Origin of the sequence: Algoriphagus confluentis, from assembly GCF_036245625.1 — a bacterium.
Taxonomy (GTDB): domain Bacteria; phylum Bacteroidota; class Bacteroidia; order Cytophagales; family Cyclobacteriaceae; genus Algoriphagus; species Algoriphagus confluentis.
Genome location: NZ_BTPD01000007.1, coordinates 50,489 through 72,505 on the forward strand (window position 1 = coordinate 50,489; position 22,017 = coordinate 72,505).

Annotated in this window: 22 protein-coding genes; 15 read left to right on the plus strand and 7 right to left on the minus strand. The window is 45.2% G+C overall.

The features are described 5' to 3' along the window. Positions 1–12: 12 nt before the first annotated feature. From AAA943_RS11575 to AAA943_RS11620, 10 genes are all read left to right on the plus strand, one after another. Entirely contained in the window at positions 13–594 is a 582-nt protein-coding gene (locus tag AAA943_RS11575) for a YeeE/YedE family protein (protein ID WP_338224413.1), read from the plus strand. Positions 595–606: 12 nt separating this feature from the next. Then, positions 607–1,101, plus strand: a complete 495-nt coding sequence (locus AAA943_RS11580; protein WP_338224414.1) for a DUF6691 family protein — start codon at positions 607–609, stop codon at positions 1,099–1,101. 368 nt (positions 1,102–1,469) lie between these two features. Then, positions 1,470–2,636 (plus strand): MFS transporter, encoded by a 1,167-nt coding sequence (locus AAA943_RS11585; protein ID WP_338224415.1) that lies wholly within the window; start codon positions 1,470–1,472, stop codon positions 2,634–2,636. Continuing rightward, the gene (locus AAA943_RS11590; protein ID WP_338224416.1) at positions 2,633–3,346 is read left to right on the plus strand and encodes an acyl-[acyl-carrier-protein] thioesterase; all 714 of its coding nucleotides are present in this window, start codon (positions 2,633–2,635) and stop codon (positions 3,344–3,346) included. The genes AAA943_RS11585 and AAA943_RS11590 overlap by 4 nt, the downstream gene beginning before the upstream one ends. Before the next feature lie 178 nt (positions 3,347–3,524). Beyond that, positions 3,525–4,586, plus strand: coding sequence for a c-type cytochrome (locus AAA943_RS11595; protein WP_420915602.1), 1,062 nt, complete (start codon positions 3,525–3,527; stop codon positions 4,584–4,586). Further along, a complete protein-coding gene (locus AAA943_RS11600; RefSeq protein ID WP_338224418.1) occupies positions 4,586–5,938 on the plus strand; it encodes a hypothetical protein in 1,353 nt (450 codons plus the stop codon). The genes AAA943_RS11595 and AAA943_RS11600 overlap by 1 nt, the downstream gene beginning before the upstream one ends. Positions 5,939–6,367: 429 nt before the next feature. Next, the gene (locus tag AAA943_RS11605; protein ID WP_338224420.1) at positions 6,368–7,354 is read left to right on the plus strand and encodes a fatty acid desaturase family protein; all 987 of its coding nucleotides are present in this window, start codon (positions 6,368–6,370) and stop codon (positions 7,352–7,354) included. A gap of 10 nt (positions 7,355–7,364) precedes the next feature. Further along, entirely contained in the window at positions 7,365–8,558 is a 1,194-nt protein-coding gene (locus tag AAA943_RS11610) for a DEAD/DEAH box helicase (RefSeq protein WP_338224421.1), read from the plus strand. 9 nt (positions 8,559–8,567) lie between these two features. Continuing rightward, positions 8,568–8,828: a cold-shock protein gene (locus AAA943_RS11615; RefSeq protein ID WP_338219167.1), complete on the plus strand. Its 261-nt coding sequence runs from the start codon at positions 8,568–8,570 to the stop codon at positions 8,826–8,828. Further along, a complete protein-coding gene (locus AAA943_RS11620; RefSeq protein ID WP_338224422.1) occupies positions 8,821–9,015 on the plus strand; it encodes a cold-shock protein in 195 nt (64 codons plus the stop codon). The genes AAA943_RS11615 and AAA943_RS11620 overlap by 8 nt, the downstream gene beginning before the upstream one ends. A 58-nt stretch (positions 9,016–9,073) precedes the next feature. Here AAA943_RS11620 and AAA943_RS11625 read toward each other — a convergent pair whose 3' ends face one another. Next, the gene (locus AAA943_RS11625; protein ID WP_338224423.1) at positions 9,074–10,069 is read right to left on the minus strand and encodes a 2-hydroxyacid dehydrogenase; all 996 of its coding nucleotides are present in this window, start codon (positions 10,067–10,069) and stop codon (positions 9,074–9,076) included. 56 nt (positions 10,070–10,125) lie between these two features. Between AAA943_RS11625 and AAA943_RS11630 the strand changes: the two genes are divergently transcribed. Continuing rightward, positions 10,126–10,563, plus strand: coding sequence for a Dabb family protein (locus tag AAA943_RS11630; RefSeq protein ID WP_338224424.1), 438 nt, complete (start codon positions 10,126–10,128; stop codon positions 10,561–10,563). On the opposite strand, the gene AAA943_RS11635 is transcribed toward AAA943_RS11630, so the two are convergent. After that, the gene (locus tag AAA943_RS11635) at positions 10,564–10,971 is read right to left on the minus strand and encodes a hypothetical protein (RefSeq protein ID WP_338224425.1); all 408 of its coding nucleotides are present in this window, start codon (positions 10,969–10,971) and stop codon (positions 10,564–10,566) included. It abuts the gene before it with no gap. Positions 10,972–11,070: 99 nt separating this feature from the next. On the opposite strand from AAA943_RS11635, the gene AAA943_RS11640 reads away from it, so the two are divergent. Beyond that, positions 11,071–11,676 carry an alpha-ketoglutarate-dependent dioxygenase AlkB family protein gene (locus AAA943_RS11640; protein WP_338224426.1) on the plus strand — a complete coding sequence of 202 codons (606 nt, stop codon included), beginning with the start codon at positions 11,071–11,073 and terminating at the stop codon, positions 11,674–11,676. A 51-nt stretch (positions 11,677–11,727) separates the two neighbouring features. Here the strand turns inward: AAA943_RS11640 and AAA943_RS11645 are convergent, their stop codons facing one another. Then, on the minus strand, positions 11,728–12,114 hold the full coding sequence (locus AAA943_RS11645; RefSeq protein ID WP_338224427.1) for a response regulator: 387 nt from the start codon (positions 12,112–12,114) through the stop codon (positions 11,728–11,730). A 260-nt stretch (positions 12,115–12,374) separates the two neighbouring features. After that, positions 12,375–13,490, minus strand: coding sequence for a peptide-methionine (S)-S-oxide reductase MsrA (gene msrA, locus AAA943_RS11650; RefSeq protein ID WP_338224428.1), 1,116 nt, complete (start codon positions 13,488–13,490; stop codon positions 12,375–12,377). A gap of 192 nt (positions 13,491–13,682) precedes the next feature. Here msrA and AAA943_RS11655 point away from each other — a divergent pair, with 192 nt between their 5' ends. Then, the gene (locus AAA943_RS11655) at positions 13,683–14,279 is read left to right on the plus strand and encodes an outer membrane beta-barrel protein (RefSeq protein ID WP_338224429.1); all 597 of its coding nucleotides are present in this window, start codon (positions 13,683–13,685) and stop codon (positions 14,277–14,279) included. Between the two features lie 73 nt (positions 14,280–14,352). After that, complete coding sequence (locus AAA943_RS11660; protein WP_338224430.1) at positions 14,353–17,013, plus strand: PQQ-dependent sugar dehydrogenase; 2,661 nt, start codon at positions 14,353–14,355, stop codon at positions 17,011–17,013. 179 nt (positions 17,014–17,192) lie between these two features. Here AAA943_RS11660 and AAA943_RS11665 read toward each other — a convergent pair whose 3' ends face one another. Further along, positions 17,193–17,705 carry a hypothetical protein gene (locus AAA943_RS11665; RefSeq protein WP_338224431.1) on the minus strand — a complete coding sequence of 171 codons (513 nt, stop codon included), beginning with the start codon at positions 17,703–17,705 and terminating at the stop codon, positions 17,193–17,195. 157 nt (positions 17,706–17,862) lie between these two features. Here AAA943_RS11665 and AAA943_RS11670 point away from each other — a divergent pair, with 157 nt between their 5' ends. Beyond that, on the plus strand, positions 17,863–19,023 hold the full coding sequence (locus tag AAA943_RS11670; RefSeq protein WP_338224432.1) for an aminotransferase class V-fold PLP-dependent enzyme: 1,161 nt from the start codon (positions 17,863–17,865) through the stop codon (positions 19,021–19,023). A gap of 11 nt (positions 19,024–19,034) precedes the next feature. On the opposite strand, the gene AAA943_RS11675 is transcribed toward AAA943_RS11670, so the two are convergent. Beyond that, a complete protein-coding gene (locus AAA943_RS11675; protein ID WP_338224433.1) occupies positions 19,035–20,459 on the minus strand; it encodes a sensor histidine kinase in 1,425 nt (474 codons plus the stop codon). Next, positions 20,377–21,765: a sigma-54-dependent transcriptional regulator gene (locus AAA943_RS11680; protein WP_338224434.1), complete on the minus strand. Its 1,389-nt coding sequence runs from the start codon at positions 21,763–21,765 to the stop codon at positions 20,377–20,379. Before AAA943_RS11680 ends, AAA943_RS11675 begins: the two co-directional genes overlap by 83 nt. Positions 21,766–22,017 lie beyond the last annotated feature (252 nt).

Genomic DNA, 22,017 nt, shown 5'->3' on the forward strand with positions numbered 1-22,017 from the left:
TAACAAAAAAAAATGGATCAATTTATTGAATGGATTAGTCAACCTTGGCCCTGGTATGTAGCTGGGCCGATGATCGGACTTACTGTCCCGGCCTTGTTGATTGTGGGAAATAAGACATTTGGGATTTCTTCCTCTCTGCGTCATATCTGTGCGGCTTGTGTGCCCGCTGGAATTCCTTTTTTCACCTACAACTGGAAAAAAGAAGTCTGGAATCTCCTTTTTGTGCTTGGGGTAGCTATTGGTGGTTTTTTGGCAACCAATTTCTTGGCAAATCCTAACACGATCGTAATCTCCGAAGCTACTCAGACAGACTTGGCGGCTTTGGGAATTACCAATTTCTCAGATCTAATGCCCTCAGATATCTTTAGCTGGGAGACCATCTTCACAGCAAAGGGACTTCTTTTCTTTGTATTTGGAGGGTTTTTGGTGGGATTTGGTACCCGATATGCCGGAGGCTGTACTTCAGGTCATGCCATCATGGGTATAAGCTCACTGCAGTGGCAGTCCGTAGTAGCCACGATATTCTTCATGATTGGAGGATTTTTCATGACCCATATGCTCTTGGGGCCTTTGATGAAACTTGTCGGATTCTAAAAATTAATAATCATGTCAAAAGTACTTGAAAAGAAAAAACAAACCGGTGATCCACATTGTGCAGCGCCAAATCTCCGACAAGATCATGATCAAGGTCTTGAGCTTCTGAAATATCTGATTATCGGAGTAGTATTCGGGATCGTATTTGTCAAAGCTGAAATTATCTCTTGGTTTAGAATTCAGGAAATGTTCAGACTTCAGTCTTTCCACATGTATGGGGTAATTGGTTCGGCTGTAGTGACAGGAATCATCTCTATTCAGGTGATCAAACGATTCAATGTGAAAACCATTCATGGAGAAGACATTGTCATACCAAACAAGGAATTCAAAAAAGGTCAGGTGATCGGAGGGTTCATTTTTGGGTTGGGGTGGGCGATTACAGGCGCTTGTCCAGGTCCGCTTTTTGCTCAAATCGGCAGTGGCTACACTGTAGTTTTGGTGACTTTGATATCAGCATTGGCTGGAACTTGGGTCTATGGAAAGTTTGCCGATAAGCTTCCCAACTGATAGAAATAACCAAATTTGAAGAGCCGTCTGAACGAAAAGGACGGCTTTTTTATTGGAATACTTTTTTGATGATAAAGCGGATAAGAAAAATGATGGTGAGGACTATTGCTCCTACGATGACAAATTCCATGATGGTTTTTTTTGGGAAACTCTCTGTGAAGAGGAATGGTTTTTGGTTTTAATGAAAGATATTCTCTCGTTTCCTTTTTGGGCAAAGTAAAGAAGTAAAAAAGGTTAGACTTTTTTCTGTCCCCCAGCACTTTTCCGGAACCGGAGGAAAACAGGATTCCATTGAACACGGAGTTCCGGACGAAAGGAATTACAGGCAATCTGATTAACTTTGTGCGCTTTCTACCTTACCCATCTTCATGAATTACCTTTCAAAAAGAAGAATTGCCCTAGGGTCCATGTTCTTTTTCATCGGCCTATGTTTTGCCTCCTGGGCCGCCAGAATTCCTGATATTCAGGCTAAATTTCAATTGTCAGAAGGACAGTTGGGCACAATTTTACTTTGTTTGCCTATCGGTTCGATGATCGGCTTGCCTATTGCCGGTTGGTCGGTACATCGCTATGGGAGTCGGATCGTGATTCTCATCGGGAGTTTTATTTATGCGCTGACACTTCCTTTGATCGGCTTGGCACCGACTACTTGGGTCATTGTGCCGGTTTTGATTCTTTTTGGCATGCTGGGAAATATCATGAACATCTCACTCAACACACAGGCCTTGGGACTGGAGGATCAGATGGGGAAAAGCATTTTGGCCTCCTTTCATGGTCTGTGGAGTTTGGCGGGGTTTACCGGGGCAGGAATTGGAGCTGCGATGATTTTTCTGAAATTCAATCCTGCTTCCCACTACGCGATTGTGACCTTGATTTCTATTCTCATTGTCCTGTTTGCCCAGAAATTTATCCTCAATGACAAAACGGATTCCGAAGACGGAAGTGGATTGGTTTTGAAACGGCCTGACGATCTTCTGTTGAGGATTGGCCTGATTGCCTTTTTGGGAATGATGACCGAAGGCTGCATGTTTGATTGGAGTGGGGTGTATTTCAAGAAGATTGTTCTCGCCCAGCCGGAGTGGGTCGCTTTGGGTTATGTTTGTTTTATGGGGGCCATGGCTTCAGGAAGGTTTTTAACAGATAAGGCCACTGCCCGCTTTGGTAGGGTGCCTGTTTTGAGAATGAGCGGATTGATGATTTTCATTGGTTTGCTACTTTCTGTGCTGATACCTATGCTATGGGTAGCGGCAATTGGATTCCTTTTTGTGGGATTTGGAGTAGCCTCAATTATCCCGGTATCTTATGGTATTGCCGGTCGGTCCAAACTGTATCCTCCCAGTGTAGCCTTGGCCTTGGTGTCTACCATCTCATTTTTCGGCTTTTTGCTGGGTCCTCCATTGATCGGGTTTGTTGCGGATTTATTCAACTTGAAGTTTTCTTTTGCACTCATTGCCGTGAATGGATTGGGAATCGTGATTTTGAGCAGCATTCGAAAACAGGTTTTCTTTTCCGATCAAAAAACAGTGAGGGCATGAGCTTTCCGGAAGATTTTCAGTTTGCCAAAAAATTCGAAGTAGGTTCCTATCAGGTTCATCCACATGGGGCAATTCGCCTGAGTTGTTTGGCAGACTTGCTGCAGGAAATTGCTTGGAGGCATGCAGATTCGGGTGATTTTGGAAGAAATCTTCTGGCCAATCAGCAAATGTGGGTACTTTCCCGATTGGAAATCAACATGATTGAACCTCCCAAGTGGGGAGATCAGCTACAGATTTTCACAGGAGGAAGGGGGGCTGAGAAGCTGTTTGCTTTTCGGGAGTTTTTGGTTTGGGATAAAAACCAAAGACCGATCGCCCGGGCTATGTCATCTTGGCTTTTACTGAATTCCGAAACCAAACGAATTCAGCGACCCGAATCCGTCCTGCCTGCTGAACTCTTTGATCCCAACAGTAAGCCAGCTTGGATACCTCAGAAACTAGAGCTGGCAGGAGAAAAAGTCAAGGAGGAAACCATTCGGGTTCAAAATTCAGATTTGGACTTATACCAGCACGTCAATAATACCAGCTACATCCGATGGGTGGAGAATATCCTCGCTGGGATTTCTCTTTTCCCAAAGCAAATCAAAATCAATTACCTCTCCGAATGTCACGCCGGGGATCAGATGACTTTGAGCCTAGGCAAGCTGGAGGATGGATTTTTCATTTCTGGAGCTACTACAGAAAAGGCGGTTTTCCTGGCAGAGGTTTAATACACTGGATGTTTCACCTGGATAGAAAACAAAGAAAAAACACCGAGCACTTCTGCTTTGATTTGATTTCGGGGTTTTGTGAGAATGGATAGGCCTAATACGCCGTGCCTTATGTGATGTTGATCACAACTTTCCTCCTTCAAAACCACCCATTTTTGTATCTTAGAAATCTACTCAGATGACCATGAAGCAACCCTTTGTCAAGTTGATCACCTTACTGGTAGCCTTGCTCGGCCTAGCTACAGCTTTGGTCGGAGTAGTGGGTTTGGTAGTGTTACTGTTTTTTTCAGGCATTCAGCTTCCTTCGCTTTCTTCCTCTCCGGTATCTGTAGCCCAGGCGGCTTTTGAGATTCCTGCCGTCCGGGCGCTCATGGATTCAGAAGGGATGTGGGTTGCGCCTGATTTGTCCAGTTTGGAAGGGGATCCGGAAGCCGAAAAGATCAAGTATGGAAGGGCGCTCATTGCAAACACAGCTGAGTATTTGGGTCCCAACGGGAAAGTCAAAGCGATTTCCAATGGGTTGAACTGTCAAAACTGTCACCTGCAAGCCGGAACTGCTCCCTTGGGCAATAATTACGGAGCGGTGGCTTCTACCTATCCCAAGGTCAGGGCAAGATCAGGACAATCAGAGGATATTCCTAAGCGGATCAACGACTGCTTGGAGCGAAGCCTCAATGGTCAGCCTTTGGAGAGGGATTCCAAAGAAATGATCGCAATGGTAGCCTACATGGAATGGTTGGGTAAAGAAGTACCTAAAGGAGAAAAACCCAAGGGGGTCGGATTATATGTAGTGCCTTTGCTGGAAAGGGCTGCCGACCCGGTGAAAGGTAAGCTGGTCTACGACAATCAATGCGTGAGTTGTCATCAGGCAGATGGACAGGGAATACCCCGACAGGATGGCTTGGGCTACATTTATCCTCCTCTTTGGGGAAAAAACAGCTACAATCAAGGTGCTGGACTTTTTCGGTTGTCCCGGTTTGCGGGCTATGTCAAAGCTAATATGCCTCTGGGAGCGACCTATCAAAACCCCATGCTGAGCGATGAAGAAGCCTGGGATGTGGCGGCCTATGTCAACAGTTTGGAAAGACCCTCCAAGGATCTGTCAGGAGATTGGCCGGATATTTCCAAAAAGCCAATGGATCATCCTTTTGGTCCATTTGCCGATGAATTTACCGAAGAGCAGCACAAGTATGGCCCCTTCAAGCCTATCCAAGAGACCAAACAAAAAGCTGTCAAGTAATGCGGTTTCCCTTTCTTTTGTACCTGTTCCTTTTGATAGGAGTGGATCAGGTATGGGCTCAAGAAGAGGAAAAGAAGCTTGAGCTGAGACCAGATCTTCACTTTCGGACTTTTTGGATGAGTACTTCCTACCCCGGATTGGATTTTAAAGAGGACTATGCCCTCGGAATGAGCCTTAATTTGGGAGGAAAAATCAAGTATAGAGAAAATTGGACTTTTCATGCAGGCTATCGGATGTTTGCCAATGTTTGGAGTTCACAGATATGGGATCCAGATCCTATTTCTTCCCAGAGTAATCGCTACGAGACAGGTCTATTTGATCTTTTGAATCCAAAGGACCGTTTTTTTGGCCGTCTGGAAACACTCTCTCTGGAATATTCTCAAGAAAAATTTGGCCTTAAAATCGGCCGAATGGGAATCAATTCGGATTGGGTGAATGCTCAGGATGGCAGACTTGCCCCAACAGCTGTGGAAGGAGGATATGCTTGGTTTCAACCCGATAAGCGTTGGAAATTCGGAATTTGGGGGGTCGGGAGAATGAATATCCGTGGAAGTAAAGCATGGCTGAATCCAGGAGAAACAGTGGGGATTTATCCTCAGGGAAGAAATGCAAGCGGGAAGCCGGCTGATTATTTTCAAAATACAACTAGCAAAACCCTAATGATTCTGGAAGTGGACCGCTCTTTAAATGAAGGAGCAAAAGTTCATTTTTCTGCCACTATGGCTCAAAACCTGTTTTCTACTTATTGGCTAGCTTTTGATAAAAACCGAAAAGGGGATATAGGAAGTTTTTTTTACGGAATACAAGCAGGCTTTCAGCATGGGTTGGGGAAAGGTGGGAATCCCAATTCTGAATTAAGGTATAAAGATCCCGAAGATCTGAATTATTCAGTATCGGGGAGATTGGGCTGGAGTTCTTCAAGATGGTTGACCCATTTCAGTCTCACTCATGTGGGAGGTAAAGGCCGGTGGCTCAGTCCCAGGGAATGGGGCAAAGATGCCTGGTATACTTTCATCCCAAGAGAGAGAAATGAGGGGTTTTCGACTGTTCATGCTTGGGTCGGGTATGGGGAATACCGATTTCAGAAGGTACCTATGCAGATCTATGTTCATGCAGGAATCCATAGGCTGGCGGATGAAAATGACCCCGCTTCCAATAAATACAATTTTCCAAGCTACTTCCAATGGAATCTGGGCTGGAACTACCGGACAGCCAAAGTCAAGAATCTGAGTTTTCATCTGATTTTGATGAGCAAGCAGCCACTGAGAGCAGAAAACCTATCCATCAATCAGATTTACAATAAGGTAGAATTGCTCCACATCAACGGGATCATCAATTGGAGGTGGAATTGATCCGAATATTTAACCAATTACTAGGCAGAAAATGAAAGGATATTCGGATATTTTCCTAGGAAATTAGGAATTACAGAATGTTAGCCTCACCTTTGTGAGGTCGAAGAAATGTTTTCGGCACTTGGCAACAAGTTATAGCATCGGCGATTCACCTGCCACAAGTAGCAAATCAAGAGTTCTCCAATACCAGGTTTTATTCTTCTTCTTCTACTTTTTTGATTCTAAACGGATCTTGATCTTTTCGGAATTAAAACCTGCAGTATACAATCTTTACGAGAACCTTGAATAGTTTACCCCTTATTAACCCCTCTTCTTATTAAAACGATCCGATTTACGGAATCAGCCCTGTCTGATTTCTCACTTACTCTCAAAAGCAGAGTCAACACCTATTTCAAATCCACCAATCAGAGCAAGTACGCCAATTCCGAAATGGTTTTCAAAACCGTCGTGATGATGTTGACCTATTTTGTTCCTGTGATTTTGGTGATCACGGGTGTGGCAGATCAAACGTGGCAATTGTTTGCTTGTTTTATCCTGAGCGGATTTGGTATGGCAGGCATTGGAATGGGCGTCATGCACGATGCTATTCATGGCACGTACTCCAAAAATCCCCTTATTAATAAACTTCTAGGCTACACGCTAAATATGGTAGGGGCAAATGCCACTGTCTGGAAAATCCAGCACAATGTCCTTCATCATTCCTACACCAACATTCATGAAGGAGACGATGACATCAATGCTCCCTTCTTTCTTCGTTTCTCCCCCAATGTCAAAAGAACAAAGCTCCATCCTTATCAGCATTGGTATACTTGGTTCTTCTATGGCTTATCCACTGTTTCTTGGGTGACATCCAAAGACTTTGTCCGACTCAACAGGTACTATAAAATGGGCTTGCTGAAAGGGAAAAACGTTTACAGAAACACTGTTTTCAAAATAATCGCTTGGAAGATTGTGTATTTCACTTTCACACTTGGACTTCCTTTGCTCTTTTCCCCCTTTGGAATCGGAGAGCTATTGCTTGCCTTTTTTGTCCTTCATTTCATCACGGGACTGAGTATCTCCCTCGTATTTCAAACTGCCCACATCATGCCAGAGGTATCATTTCCTGAGCCGGATGAGCAAGGTATGGTAGAAGGAGAGCGGATGCTTCATCAATTGGCTACCACTTCCAATTATTCGGAAAAAAGCCGATGGTTTTCCTGGATGATCGGAGGGTTAAACTACCAGGTAGAGCACCACCTGTTCCCTGATATATGCCATGTGCATTACCGGAAAATCGCGCCGATAGTCAAAGCTACGGCTGCTGAGTACAATATACCTTACTATTCAAAAAAGACATTTTTTGATGCCTTGAAAGCTCATTTCCACATGCTTTACCTCTTGGGTAACGCGGAATTGAAGCCGGTAAAGGCCTAAACAACAAATCATGAATTTCACCAGAAAAAATACCAAGCCCATAGCTAATTCCCGTGGAGGGAATGTAGACAGAAGGCAGACTCAAAAGAAAAAGGAATCTACTTTGGATCCCAAACTATTTGAGAAAAAAGCAAAACCAAGTGGGCAGCAGGGGTTTCGTACCGAAAAGTCCTTCGAAGACCTCCAATTGAGCCCTAAAGTCCTCCAGAATATCCTGGCTAAGGGCTATCAAACACTGACCACCATTCAGGAGCAATCTATTGTGCCCCTATTGGAAGGTCGGGATATGATGGCGATCTCCAAAACAGGCTCAGGAAAGACTGCTGCCTTTTTGATCCCCATCATTGAGCATGCACTCAAAGACCCTAAAAATTACACCGCATTGGTCGTGACTCCCACCCGGGAATTGGCCTTGCAGATCGAGGAGGAATTTAAAAGCCTCACTTCGGGCTTGCAGTTGTATTCCGCGACATTTATCGGAGGAACAAACATCAACTCGGATCCTGCCAAGCTAAGCCGGAAGCTACAAGTCATAGTAGGTACTCCAGGCAGGCTTTTAGACCTTAGTGACAGAAAAGTATTGGATTTGAGAAAGGTAAATACCTTGGTGCTGGACGAATTTGACCGAATGTTGGACATGGGTTTTGTCCATGATGTCAACAAGCTGGTCAACCGGATCGGAACCCGGAATCAAACCCTGCTATTTTCAGCCACGCTGGAACCAGCTCAGAAAAAACTGATAGACGGACTGCTAAACAACCCGGTAGAGGTCAAAGTTGACAGCGGCTCTGGTACCAACGAAAACATAGAACAACAAACTATCCGTGTCCCTGAAGGAAAGGATAAGTTTGAGGTTTTGGAAGGTTTGTTTCAGGATCCTGAAATGGAAAAAGTAATCCTTTTCACTGAAACAAAACGGCTGGCAGATCGGCTGGCCAAAAAGCTGAATCAGTCCGGAATCAAATCCGGTCAGATTCATGGAGATAAGTCCCAAAACTTTCGCAATCGGATGATTGACGAATTCAAATCCGGGACAATTCGTGTGCTGGTAGCGACTGATGTAGCTGCCAGAGGGATCGACGTCGCTGATGTGAGCCATGTGATCAATTATCAGCGCCCGATGACCATGGATGCATACATCCATCGTATTGGCAGGACGGGCAGGGCTGGCAAGGTCGGCCACGCCATCACATTTGTAAACTAACCCCATTGCATGTCAAAAAATCAAAACACATTCATCAAAAAACAAAAAGCTGAGCTCAAAAGGAGAAAGCAAAAAGAGAAATTCGAAAAAAAAATGGAGCGAAAAGCACAACCCAAAGACGGTAGTCTGGACAACATGATCGCTTACGTGGACGAGTTCGGAAACATCTCAGATACTCCTCCGGCTCCGCCGATCGAGAAAAAAACAAATTCAAATCAATCCAATCAAAACAGAGTAAAAACAAATCAAAATTACAGAAATCATGAATGAAGGAACAGTAAAATTCTTTAACACCACCAAAGGTTTTGGATTTATCACACCAGCTGACAACTCGGAAGATGTATTCGTACATCACAGCGGTTTGGTACACGAAATCCGTGAAAACGACCGTGTTACTTTTGACAAAGTACAAGGTAAAAAAGGTGTCAACGCGGTCAACGTAAAAGTAGTCCGATAATCCAAATCTTGGATTTGATCCAAAGGCCCGGCTTGGTTTGCTCCAAGTCGGGCTTTTTTTATTTCCATTTGATTTCGTTTGTCAGAGCCTTTCCCTGCTCGTACTCACTGATATTCCTAAGGGTAGTCCCGGCGATTTGGTCCAGTGCTTCCCGCGTCAAAAATGCCTGATGTCCCGTAATCAATACATTGGGAAAGGTCATCAGCCTGGAGATTTGTTCATCTTCCAGGATTTCTTCCGAAAGATTTTTAAAGAAAATATGCTCCTCCTGCTCATATACGTCGATTCCCAAGTACCCCAACTTTTTTGTTTTCAGGGCCTTAATTACTGCTTTGGTATCAATCAGTGCCCCTCTGCTGGTATTGATCAAGGCGATCCCATCCTGCATGTGGGCGAGGGTTTCCCTGTTGATGATATGTTTTGTTTCGGGAGTAAGTGGGCAGTGCAAGGAAATGATATGACTCTTTGAGAGTACTTCCTGCAGGGAAATGTAGTTTACACCCAACTGTTTCATTTCTTCACTTTCGACCACGTCGTAGGCGAGTACCTTACACCCGAATCCCAATGCAATCCGGCAAAATGCTCTCCCAATGGCCCCCGTACCGATTACTCCAATCGTTTTACCGAATATGTTCACCCCTGTAAGCCCCTCCAGAGAGAAGTTATTCTCACGAACACGGTTGTAGGCTTTGTGGGTTTTGCGGGAAAGCGTCAAAATCAAAGCAAAAGCATGCTCTGCCACAGCCTCAGGACTGTAAGCCGGAACGCGTACCACCCGGATACCCAGACTTTTGGCCGTTTCCAAATCTACCTGATTGTATCCCGCGCACCTCAAGGCGATCAGTCCAATTCCCATTTCGCTCAATTTTTTGAGCGTATTCGCTTCCAATGGATCGTTGACAAAGGTACAGATGGCTTGATGACCCTCTGCTAAGGCGACAGTTTGTCTGTTGAGTTGAGGTTCCAGAAAGCTGAATTCATGACCAAAATCTGAAGCATGCTTCAAAAAGCTCTCCCGGTCATAGGATTTGGTACTGAAAAAGGCGATTTTCACGGGGCTTGGATTGATGGAGATTAAAGATGAATTTGTCTACAAATAAACAAATACCAATGAAAAAGCCATTTTACCTGATTTTCCTTTTCCTTTTGGCCGCCGTAGCTTGCGGACCTACCGAAAAACAACCTATCGTAGAAGACTCTATGCCACCAGAAACACAAATTATTGAAACTCCCATGCCCGACTCAGTGCTTCGTCATGTGGTCTTGTTTGGATTCAAGCAGACCTCAAGTCCGGAGGATATCCAAGGCGTCATTGATGCATTCAAGGCCTTACCTTCTCAAATCTCCGAAATCAAAGGTTTCGAATGGGGGACAAATTCCAGTCCTGAAGGATTGAATCAAGGGCTGACTCATGCATTTACCCTTACGTTTTATTCCGATGCGGATAGGGATGCCTATCTTCCCCATCCTGCTCATAAGCAATTTGGCGCCCTATTAGGTCCTCATTTGGAAAAAGTAACTGTACTGGATTATTGGACAAAGCCTTAATCAACGGTCAACCGGGAGGGTGCCGCCGTCTGTGCCTGCACTCTCCTGTACATTGATTACCTCCGTGACTACATAGACACTCGTACCTCTCCACGGAAGCATGCCGTTGTATTCTTTGTAGCGCAGCTCGAGATGCTTTCCCGAATTTCTTTCCAAAAGGGCGGCTACCTCAGGGTCTGTGACGCTGAATCTGAATTCATTGCTCTGAAGCGCTCCTGAAGTAGGGCTTTGGAAGCCTTCCTGAACCATTCTGCCTTCGTAGGTCTTAAATACGACCCCTTTCTTCACAAAATAGTTAAGGCTTCCTGCTTTGACTCCTTCTCCGAATACAAAATAAAATTTCCACCAAAAAAAGATTCCGAGTACCAAAATCAGAATCAAACCTGAGATCCAAGCAAATTTTTTCATGATCAAGTCAAATGAAGTTTTCGAAATATACTCAGGATTTTAAAATTCGCTAGGACCTCGATTTTTTAAACCTCAAAAAAAATTTTGGGTTATTTCCTTATGCAATCTTCCTTATTCCCAACCCAAAGCAATAACCTTCTGCCTTTTCAGGGAGAAATGCTCTTTTTTCCCGAATTTTTCCCAAAACCCAAAGCTGATCAGTACCTCTCTCAGCTCATTGACAGCCTGGAATGGAGGCAAGAACCCATTTGGATGTTTGGCAAACAAGTCATGCAGCCCCGGATGACTGCTTTGTATGGTGATCCCAAGATGCCTTATGGCTATTCGGGAATTAGGATGACTCCCTTATCCTGGACTTCTGAACTCCGGGAGATTTTGGAAGAGGTTCAGGGAAAAGCCGAAACGGTGTTTACCCATGTGCTATGTAATTATTACCGGGATGGTAAGGACAGCATGGGTTGGCATAGAGACAACGAAAAAGTCTTAGGCGAAAATCCTACTATTGCCTCAGTGACTTTCGGTGCGGAAAGAATCTTTCAAACACGACCTTACGCCGGAAAAAAGCCCAAAATTGACATTCAACTCACCCACGGAAGTCTCTTGCTGATGAGAGGAGAAAGTCAGCAGTTTTGGGAACATCAGCTTCCCAAAACCAAATCCTGTCTTCAAGGGAGAATCAACCTGACGTTTCGAAGGCTTGTTTAGCATATTCTTCTGATGAGGTGAAAGGATTAGGGCTAGATTAAGTTTTCATCCTCAGAAAAACGGGGATTCTTTGATGGTCTCCAGGTAATTCAATTCCAAAGGCTTCTCAATATATTCAATGATGCTGGAATAGGTGAGTGCTTTCTGCTTATCTGCCTGATTGACTGAGGATGAAACAATGAAAATCTTAATCCGATGAAACTGTCCAAGGGACTCCACATAATCGGCTACTGACCAACCATTTATTTCCGGCATAAACAAGTCTAAAAAAATGAGGATTTTTTCATTGATGCCCTTGTTCTGTTCCAGATATTCGATCACCTCTTTTCCTGAATCAAAGGTTTTTGGATCCAAGTGAAACCCTGATCTCTTGGCTAAAATTTTGTGCATGAAAAGAAAATTTGGGTCATCGTCTACAATCAGTAAATTGAAGTTCATCTCTTGGTGGAATTTTGCTTTAAAGGTCTAAGGAGTACAGGCTTGGATTTGATTTTTCAGAATTCCTCCATTCCTTTTTTGGATTCCTTAGAGCAATAAAGGAATGTATTCAATCGTGAAAATCGGCTTTATTCAAGCAAATTAGAGAATTTTAAACTTCTGCCCTCTTTTTTTTGAGGAGGCAACCGATTCTAGGTCTTCCTCTTCAAAAAAAAAGGTCGGTGAATACACCGACCGCTGGCAAAAACCTTTTTTTCCACTCAATCCACCAGCCAGAGAAAATCCCCATACCCTTTGGCTTCCATATCTGACTTGGGAATAAACTTCATGGCTGCAGAATTCATGCAGTACCTCAAGTTGGTCGGTTCTGGCCCATCGAAGAATACATGCCCGAGATGACTTCCGCCAAGCTTGCTGCGTACTTCAACCCGGGTCATGCCCAAAGTGCGATCGATCGGCTTGTCAATGACTCTCGCGTCTATGGGTTTGGTAAAGCTAGGCCATCCCGAACCTGACTCGTACTTATCCTTGGAGCTGAAGAGTGGAGCACCTGAGACAATGCAAACATAAATCCCGTTTTCCTTATTGCCATTGTATTCATTTTGGAAGGCATATTCAGTGGCATCTTCCATCGTCACCTCATATTGGAGAGGAGTCAGGGTTTTCTTCAGTTCAGCTTTAGGTGTAGCGGGGTATTTTTTCTCGCTCAATTCCGGCCAATGCTTTTTGATAAATGCATCTCTTCCGGATCCATTCCTGTAGGCGTAGTATTCTTTGGGATTCTTTTTGTAATAATCCTGATGGTAGTCTTCGGCCTCGTAGAAGTTGGTGTATTTGATGATCGGAGTAGCAATAGGCTTTTGAAATCTTCCGGACTTGTCCAGTCTGGCCTTGGACTCTTCAGCTACTTTCTTTTGTTCTGGGTCATGGAAAAAGATGGCTGATTCGTATTGAGTACCTCTGTCAAAGAATGAACCACCCACATCCGTGGGGTCAAAGGTCTGCCAGAAAATATCCACAAGTTCAGAGTAGCTGATTACTTCCGGGTCGAAGGTGATCTGTACGGATTCCCGGTGAGAGGTTTTTCCTGAGGATACTTCTCCATAGGTGGGGTTTTTTTCTTTTCCTCCCGAGTAGCCGGAAACGACAGAAATGACACCATCCAAGCCTTCGAAGGGGGCTTCCACGCACCAAAAACAGCCACCTGCAAAAGTGGCGAGTTGGGTTTTGGAGGAGAAGACAGCAGGTTTTTCTTCGGTCTCAGGAGTCTCGGTTTGATTTACCTCGCTTTTGACCGCGGGAGAGTTCCCGCAAGCCATAAACAGGGAGAGAAATAGCCCGAGGATGGGAAGGTGTAGTTGAAATGATTTGTTCATGGGTGAAATTACTTTTCCTAAAGGTGAAAATTGGGTCGGTTTTTGAAAGAAAACCAATACCATCGATTTTGTGTTTCGGGGAGCATCCAAATTAATGTTAAACCCCATGCATCCAAGTACGAAGATAGGATTCATTTGGATGGTCGTCCAGGTTACAAAATCGGCTTTGGCTGAGACTAAAAGAAAAAAGCGATGAGCAAATCCATCATTATTGGTCTATTCGGCTTACTTTTCCTCCAAGCGCCGATTTTTGCCCAGCAAGGGACCGGATTCGGGGTCAAAGGAGGATTAAATTTTAATACCAGCGGAAAGTATTTCAGGGATGCAGGAGATATTTTTTCACAACCCAGTCAAAATATGGGGTATCACTTGGGGGTATTTTATCAGTTGACCAGTTACGACATTTCTCTCAGACCGGAATTGATCTACACCAAAACGGAGTTCAGCACGGATTTGGGATTGGCTCAATATCAAAGAATTGATATGCCGGTTTTGGTGAAGCTGAGGTTGTTTCAGATCATCGGGTTTTCCATTGGACCTTCTTTTCACTACACCTTGGATGAGAAGTTTTCTGCGCCGGAGCTTTTCGAAGATACAGCTCCTTTTTCCTTGGGCTTTCAATTGGGCCTTGGCCTTAACATTGGCCCGGTGGGACTTGATTTGAGATTTGAGCGAGAGCTCAAAGAGCGCAGATACACTTTGGAAAATGTTTTGGGAAATGAGGAGTTCAAGAATCAGCAGTTGATCCTTGGCTTGTCTTTCATGATTCCATCTTCCAAATCAAAATAATTCCCAACAGTAAAAATCTCTCCTTTTTCCTTTTCAATTTCCTTATTTTGAGCGAGCTAAAAATTGCTTGAAAATGGAAAAAAGACTAATGGCATGGGTCATGCTGGGATGGATCATGTGGGGATGTGCCAAAAAGGAGGAAGATCCTTTTGCCACAGTCAGGCCTGAAGAAAGTCGATTCACCAAGGTGGCTTTGGTGGAGCGGCTAAATGAGCCAATGGAACTGGAGGTTCTCGATAATTTGGATGTACTTTTTATAGAGCGGGGAGGGAAAATCAGGAAATTTATAGCAGAAACCGGAACGGTGGAAGAGGTTGGGTTTTTGGAGGTGTATGCCCAGGCTGAAGATGGCTTACTGGGTTTGGCAAAAGATCCCAAATTCAATGAAAACCATTGGATCTACCTTTATTACGCCCCAGCAGGTCCTGATTCTATCAATCGGCTTTCCAGATTTACCTTAGTCGAGGGGCTTTTGGACAAAAACTCAGAAAAAATCATGCTGGAAGTCCCCGTCTTCCGTGGCTGTTGCCATTCAGGCGGTTCTTTGGAGTTTGACTCCAATGGAAATCTTTTTCTAAGTCTGGGAGATGATACGACACCTTTCGAATCGGACAATTACAATCCGATTGATGAGCGGGAAGGCCGTCCGGGTAATGTGGATGCACAAAAAACCTCCGGAAACAGCAACGATCTTCGGGGCTCGATCATTCGAATCACCCCCCAACCCGATGGAACCTACACCATTCCCGAAGGAAATCTGTTTCCTCCCGGTACGCCCAAAACCCGACCGGAAATCTATGTCAAAGGCAATCGAAATCCTTTCCGCATTGCGGTCGACCAGCGAAACGGAAATTTGTTTTGGGGTGAAGTAGGGCCTGATGCCTCCGTGGACAGCCTGAAGCGTGGACCTAAAGGCCATGATGAGTTTAATTTGGCTACTAAGCCTGGTTTTTTTGGCTGGCCGTATTTTGTGGGAAATAATAAGCCCTACTGGAAATATGATTTTGCAAAGCAGGAAAGTCTCTTTGAGTTTGACCCTCAAGCACCCAAAAACACCTCACCTAATTCTACGGGAATTGATATTTTACCTCCAGCCACCCCGGCTTTGATTTGGTATCCCTACGATGAATCGGAAGAGTTCCCCATGCTGGGAACAGGCGGAAGAAATGCCATGGCCGGTCCGGTGTATTATCGGGAGGATTATGAAAAGTCTGAGGTGCGGTTTCCGGGATACTTTGACGGGAAGGTATTCTTTTACGACTGGATGAGAAACTGGATTTTTACGGTCAAACTGACCGAAGATTTCCAATACGACACCATGGAGCGGTTTATGCCTTCCACCGTTTTTGATAAGCCAGTCGATATGCAGTTTGCCAAGGATGGCTCACTCTACATTTTGGAATACGGCACCTTCTGGAGTGCACAAAATGACGATTCGGGGATTTACCGGATTGAATTTGCCTCCGGCAACAGGAAACCTGAAGCCAAAGCAACTGCCAACCAACTGACCGGAGCTCTACCACTTCAGGTGCAATTTTCGGCTGAGGGCAGTCGGGATGCTGATGAGGGAGATCAGATTGAGTTTCTTTGGGACTTTGGAAATGGACAGACTTCCAGAGAAGCAAATCCAGCATTTACTTTCGAGGAAGCGGGTCAGTTTGCAGTGACGTTGACAGTCAAGGACAGGGAAGGGGCCGAGTCTCAGACTCAGTTGATGATTTTGGCAGGAAATGAAGCACCTAAGGTGGAATTGAACTGGAAAGGGAACCGAAGTTTCTACTTTACCGAGGAATCCGTCCCGTACCGAGTGGTGGTGTCAGATCGGGAGGACTCAGCCGTTGACTCTTCAAAAATTGCCTTTACCATCGATTACCTCGAGGGAGGATTTGACCGGATAGAGGTAGGGCATAAGGAGGAGGTATTCAGCCCTGGGGAAAACTACATCACCCAGTCCGGTTGCAAAGCCTGCCATGCCATAGCTGATGAGTCAATTGGTCCGGATTACACGGCTGTCTCTCAAAAGTATCTGAACCAGCCGAATGCCAAGGAATACCTTATCGGCAGGATCACCAATGGAGGAGGAGGAGTTTGGGGTGAGCGGGTGATGCCCGGCCATACCCATCTTCCAGCAGAGCAGGTAGAGGTCATGGTGGATTACATTTTGGCATTAGCCAATCCCAATGCAGACCAAAGAAAACTTCCGCTTACCGGTGCTTTTCTTCTGAATAGGGTGGATCTCCAAGAGGGCTACTATATCATTCAGGCTAGCTATCAAGATCAGGGTGCAAATGGCATTTCGCCTTTGCAATCCACTGAACAGTTGATCTTGAGAAATTCCCTTCAGCGGGCTGCGCAGGCTGATCATCTCGAAGGTGTGGCTAAGGCCAACGGACCTCAATATCAATTTGTGCGCTATACTGCTGCGGATGCATGGATAAAGTTTGGGCAACTAGATCTTACTGATATCTCAGCTCTGGAACTTACCCTAAATCCCGGTAATACGAAAGGAAAAATACAAGTCAAAATAGGAGGTCCATCCGGAGAGCTTTTGGGAGAAACCAGTATGCTCTCCAGAGAAGACCGACCAAAAGGCCAAGAAAATCCTTTCTTTCCGGTCAGCGTTTCGCTGAAGAAAAAGGAGGGTTTCCATGACCTCTATTTCGTGTTTGTTCCTGAGGGAGATGTCTCCATTTGGAATACCTTCAATATGAATACGATTAGGTTTGTTAGGTAATTTGAATCAAAAAAAGAGGCTGTCTTATAAATCGTTTCGTTGTCAGCCTGAGCACTTGAGAGACGAGAGTCTCGAAATAGAAGGCCATTTCCAGCTTTCTAGAAGACATTTCGACTTCGCTCAATGTGACAAACTTTATTTTTAATGCAGCTTCTTTTGTTTTAAAACCTTTATTTTCCTTATTCCAAATGAGCCAAGAAGAACTCTTTTAGTCTGACAGCTTCTTCATTGTCTACCTTTTTATCCTCCAGTACGGATTGGACCAAAGGGAAAAGTTCATTAAATGGAGAATGGTTTTGAAGGTGGGTGTTTTTTTCCATCCACTGATTGAGCCGGTAGATTTCATAAGTATTGACATCTCCGCTAGCCAAAATACCCTGAAAAATACCGCTCAGGAAGTAGAGATTGGGTTTTTCCAGTTTCTCCGAGCCCACATCTCCTACAAACTCTCTGAGGATATTTTTCATTTCTTCCAGTTCTTCATTATTGACTTTTCCATCTTCCACGATAGGACGGATTTTTTCATATAGACTCTGGAAGTTCTCGTTTTCGCAAAGAGGCTCGTTGGTGCTGCACCAGTTTTTTAGGGCCTCGTACTCATTTTTGTTGACTACTCCATCAAGGGAAACGCCATAGATCAGTCCTGCCAGTTGATAAGCTGCTTTTTGGGTTTCTTTGTCGTTCAGGTTCATGGGTTTTGGGTTTGTATTGAAAAATAAATCACTACTTAAGATAAGGCCCTTTGCGGGAATTTTTAAATTAAATTTCGATTAAATGAAAATCCTCTTTCCATTAAGTAGTTAGGTGGATTTAAGTTTTCACTCCTCCAAACCGTTCAATTACTCCCTGATGACTCTTCTCTGCCAGAAAAGCTTTTTCTCCCTCGATTCAGAAGTTTCCTATCTCAATAATGCCTACCGAGGCCCGATTTTAAAAAAATCAGAAGAAGCATCACTTCGAGACTTGGAAGGGATGAGAAAGCCCTATCTGGTTCAATCCGAAGATTTTTTTCTGGGTGTGGATCGAGTCAAAGGTCTTTTTGCCGACCTAATCCATGGGCAAAGGCGACAGGTCGCGATCGTCCCCAGTACTTCCTATGGTTTTGCCGTGGCCTTGAACAATCTGGGTAATAGCTCCCGCAAAAAAGCCATCGCCGTCAGTGACGAGTTTCCAAGCGGGTATTTTTCCCTGAAAAAATGGACCGAAGAAAACGAGGGGGAACTGGCCGTCATCCATCCTGATGCCAAAGCTGAAACCCTCGGGGCCGACTGGAATGAACGAGTCCTACAATCCATTGATGAGGACACTGCCGTGGTCTTGATTTCATCGGTTCATTGGATGAATGGGGTAGCTTTTGATCTGGAAGCGATAGGGAAAAAGTGTAAGGAAACAGGAACTGTATTCATCGTGGACGGCACCCAATCGGTAGGGATTCAGCCCATGGATGTGAAGCGTTTCGGGATCGATGCCCTGATTTGTGCTACTTACAAATGGCTCTTGGGTCCTTATTCCTTGGCTTTGGCCTATTTTGGAGAGCTGTTCAATTCGGGAAAACCACTCGAGGAATCTTGGATGAACCGAACCAATTCCCGGAACTTTTCCGGCTTGACGGACTATCAGGAAACCTATCTCCCCGGTGCAGCCCGCTACGATGTGGGCGAAACGAGCCATTTCCTCACCCTCCCGATCCTGGAGCAGTCCCTGCTTCAGATTTTGGAATGGACTCCGGAAGCCATGGTAGTCTATGCCCGTGAACTCAAGAAAAGGCTGGCAGAATTCCAACAGGAGCGGGGACTCCATTTGTCAATGGATCGCTACCATGCGGATCATTTATTTGCTTTGACTCTTCCTCATGGGACTGACCCTCAGGAAGTAAAAAGGCAATTGGAACAGGCCAAGGTCTATGTCTCCGTGCGGGGAACTTCCCTTCGGGTTTCGGTCAATGTATTCAATGACCAAAGGGATGTGGAAAGCTTGATGGGCGCTTTGGATTCAAGGAAGAAATTCTAGAAAATCAGCTTTCACCTAAAATTCAAACTAAATACCGTCTTTTCTCCCGGAATAGATTCTACCGATAAGCTGCCTCGATGCAGGTTCATTATCTGTCTGGAAATGGCCAATCCGATCCCCGAACCGGTTTTTTTGGTGGTATAGAAGGGGACAAAAATCCGCTCCAAAGCCTCGGGGACGATGCCCGGGCCATGGTCTTCCACCTGTATCTGAATTCCTAAATCTCCCTGACCTACCGCTCTCAAACATACCTGACGGTCGGCTTGAGTCTGAAGGGATTCGGCTGCATTTTTCACCAGATTGATCAGAATCATCGAGATCAAATCAGGATCACAGAGTACGGTCAAATCCTCGGGAATTACTTGGGTTTGGACCTCCACATGCAGTCCTTTGAGGTCTTCCTTCATCAGTCCCAACACTGTTTCAAAAAGTCCTTTGACGGAAACTTGTTCCTTTTTTGGCGCAGGAATATTGGTGTAATCCCGATAGGCATTCACGAAGTTTACCAGGCCTTTGCTTCGGTTGGCGATCGTATCCAGACCTTCCTGAATGTCCTGAAAGCCGTCTTTCTTGATCAACATGCCTTCTTTTTGCACATAGCTGTCCTCATCGAGGATGGTTCGGAGAGATTCGACCAGACTGGAAATCGGCGTGATCGAATTCATGATTTCATGGCGAAGTACCTTAGTGAGGTTTTGCCAGGCTTCCAGTTCGTTGGATTGAAGTTCGGCGTTGATGTTTTGGAAGGAAAGCAAAGTCCAGCTTTGCCCTCCCATCTTGATCGAGGTGGACTGAATGATGAGATGAATGGACGGGTTGACCCGAAAGGAAAGCCGTTGCCCGGGTTTGATCCCCATGACCTCCTCGAGCAGCTGGGGAGAAAGTCTTCCCAAGTCACTGATATTTCGGAATTGGGGGATTTGAAGCAGGTGCTTGGCGGCATTGTTGATCACGCCAATATTGCCTTCTGAATTAAAGGAAATGATTCCGGTGTTGATATGCTGGATGATTACTTGGAGAAAGAGCATCTGCTCTTCTTTCTCCGCGCGGGTTTGCTTAAACACGTCCATGACCTCATTGAACGCCGTATTTACCTCCCGAAAAGATGCGCCCATCTTGCTGTCGGTGGTGAAGGAAGAGGAGAAGTCGGCAAATCGGATCGAATCCAGAAATCTAGCCAGTTTTTGATTGATGGAGTTGACAAAGTAGATCATCTCCCCGGTCAAGAATGCGGTGAGCATCACCAACAGAAAGGGGGCCAAGTATAAGTCCTGGCTTAGATACAACCAAATGGCCAGAAACAAAGCCAATACTATCCCAACGATCCGAAGAGAGATGCCGAAGGAAAACTTTTTATAAACCATATTTCTCCAACCTTCTATACAGCGAAGAGCGGGTAAGCCCCAGTTCCTCCGCTGCCCGGGTGATGTGGCCATTGTGCTTTTGGAGCGCTTTGCGGATGAGAATGCGCTCTACATCCTCGATGTTGAGGTGTTCCAAACTGACATTTTCCTCGGATTTTTCGGGTTGCCCCATCTTTTGCAGGAAAAGATCCTCCGGCTGCAGGACATTATGATTGCTCATGATCACCGCCCGCTCGATGCTGTGCTGCAGTTCGCGGATATTTCCGGGCCAGTGGTACTTGGTCATCCGTTTGATCAGTGGCTCGGATGCCTTGCGGATATCCTTGTTGTATTTTTTGGAATAGTATCCGATAAAATGGTCTGCAAGTAGCGGGATATCCTCTACCCGTTCGCGAAGTGGAGGCAAAGTGATCTCGATGGTATTGATCCGATAGAGCAAATCCTGTCGGAAGGTATTGTCATAGACCATGTTGTACACCGGCATATTGGTCGCAGAGATCAGTCGGATATTGACATCCACGGGTCGGTTGGCACCTACTCGGGTGACTTGGCGATTTTGCAGGGCTGCCAAAAGCTTGGCCTGCAAGGGTAAGGGAAGGTTTCCGATTTCGTCCAGAAAGAGCGTTCCTTTGTGGGCTTGTTCAAATCGGCCTGCCCGGTCTTCTTTGGCATCAGTAAAAGATCCTTTTTTATGGCCAAAGAGTTCGGATTCGAAAAGCGTGTTGGTGATGGAGCCTAAATCCACCCCTACAAAAGCCTCCCTACTTCTTCTCGAATTTCGGTGAATAGCCCTTGCGATCAGTTCTTTTCCTGTCCCGTTTTCACCCAAAATCAACACATTGGCATCTGTGGCAGCTACCCGTTCGATGGTTTCAAAGACCTTTTGCATAACCGGGCTTTGACCGATGATGTCCTTAAACTTATTGTCGATGTCCTGCTGAAGGGTTTGTTTTTGGTCTTTGAGCAGATTGACTTCCAGCTTTTTTTGCCTGAGTTGGAGAGCGGAATTGAGCGTCGCCAAGAGCCGTTCGTTTTCCCAAGGTTTGAGCACAAAGTCCGTGGCGCCTTCTTTGATCGCCCTGACGGCCAGGTTGACATCCCCATAGGCGGTGATTAACACGACTACAGCCGATGGATCAAGTTCCAAGATCCGGTCCAGCCAATAGAACCCCTCCTGACCCGAACTCACATCTTTGGTGAAGTTCATATCCAAAAGGATCACATCGTAATTCTCGTTGTGGGTGAGGATGGGAAGCAGGTCGGGATTGGTCTCTGTGTCTACCTGGGCAAAGTGCCTTTTGAGAAAAATTTTGGCGGCCTTCAGCAGGTCCTCATTGTCATCCACGATCAGGATTTTTCCTATTCTTTGCTCATTCATATCCAAGGGGCTTGCTGTTTAGTATTTATTGGTCTCCTTCAGCTATTCTAAAAGTCTGCCGAAAATCAATTACGTAAGTTTTTTTTCAAAAAGTGCCATTTCCGAACAATTTTGGCCGATTTCGAAGCCAGTACTTCTCGTTTTTTTCACTGAAAAAAAAAAGTCCTGAAATGGGTTTTGTTCGCTGGCGGACGAAAATGTTCGAGTCAGAGGGGAAGGCAATGGAAAAAAAGTCCTTTTTCAGCCTGAAAC

Coding starts and splice junctions, on each gene's coding strand:
- AAA943_RS11575 (WP_338224413.1), top strand. CDS start 13: ATGGATCAATTTATTGAATGGATTAGTCAACCTTGGCCCTGGTATGTA.
- AAA943_RS11580 (WP_338224414.1), top strand. CDS start 607: ATGTCAAAAGTACTTGAAAAGAAAAAACAAACCGGTGATCCACATTGT.
- AAA943_RS11585 (WP_338224415.1), top strand. CDS start 1,470: ATGAATTACCTTTCAAAAAGAAGAATTGCCCTAGGGTCCATGTTCTTT.
- AAA943_RS11590 (WP_338224416.1), top strand. CDS start 2,633: ATGAGCTTTCCGGAAGATTTTCAGTTTGCCAAAAAATTCGAAGTAGGT.
- AAA943_RS11595 (WP_420915602.1), top strand. CDS start 3,525: ATGACCATGAAGCAACCCTTTGTCAAGTTGATCACCTTACTGGTAGCC.
- AAA943_RS11600 (WP_338224418.1), top strand. CDS start 4,586: ATGCGGTTTCCCTTTCTTTTGTACCTGTTCCTTTTGATAGGAGTGGAT.
- AAA943_RS11605 (WP_338224420.1), top strand. CDS start 6,368: ATGGTTTTCAAAACCGTCGTGATGATGTTGACCTATTTTGTTCCTGTG.
- AAA943_RS11610 (WP_338224421.1), top strand. CDS start 7,365: ATGAATTTCACCAGAAAAAATACCAAGCCCATAGCTAATTCCCGTGGA.
- AAA943_RS11615 (WP_338219167.1), top strand. CDS start 8,568: ATGTCAAAAAATCAAAACACATTCATCAAAAAACAAAAAGCTGAGCTC.
- AAA943_RS11620 (WP_338224422.1), top strand. CDS start 8,821: ATGAATGAAGGAACAGTAAAATTCTTTAACACCACCAAAGGTTTTGGA.
- AAA943_RS11630 (WP_338224424.1), top strand. CDS start 10,126: ATGAAAAAGCCATTTTACCTGATTTTCCTTTTCCTTTTGGCCGCCGTA.
- AAA943_RS11635 (WP_338224425.1), bottom strand. CDS start 10,971: ATGAAAAAATTTGCTTGGATCTCAGGTTTGATTCTGATTTTGGTACTC.
- AAA943_RS11640 (WP_338224426.1), top strand. CDS start 11,071: ATGCAATCTTCCTTATTCCCAACCCAAAGCAATAACCTTCTGCCTTTT.
- AAA943_RS11645 (WP_338224427.1), bottom strand. CDS start 12,114: ATGAACTTCAATTTACTGATTGTAGACGATGACCCAAATTTTCTTTTC.
- msrA (WP_338224428.1), bottom strand. CDS start 13,490: ATGAACAAATCATTTCAACTACACCTTCCCATCCTCGGGCTATTTCTC.
- AAA943_RS11655 (WP_338224429.1), top strand. CDS start 13,683: ATGAGCAAATCCATCATTATTGGTCTATTCGGCTTACTTTTCCTCCAA.
- AAA943_RS11660 (WP_338224430.1), top strand. CDS start 14,353: ATGGAAAAAAGACTAATGGCATGGGTCATGCTGGGATGGATCATGTGG.
- AAA943_RS11665 (WP_338224431.1), bottom strand. CDS start 17,705: ATGAACCTGAACGACAAAGAAACCCAAAAAGCAGCTTATCAACTGGCA.
- AAA943_RS11670 (WP_338224432.1), top strand. CDS start 17,863: ATGACTCTTCTCTGCCAGAAAAGCTTTTTCTCCCTCGATTCAGAAGTT.
- AAA943_RS11675 (WP_338224433.1), bottom strand. CDS start 20,459: ATGGCCACATCACCCGGGCAGCGGAGGAACTGGGGCTTACCCGCTCTT.
- AAA943_RS11680 (WP_338224434.1), bottom strand. CDS start 21,765: ATGAATGAGCAAAGAATAGGAAAAATCCTGATCGTGGATGACAATGAG.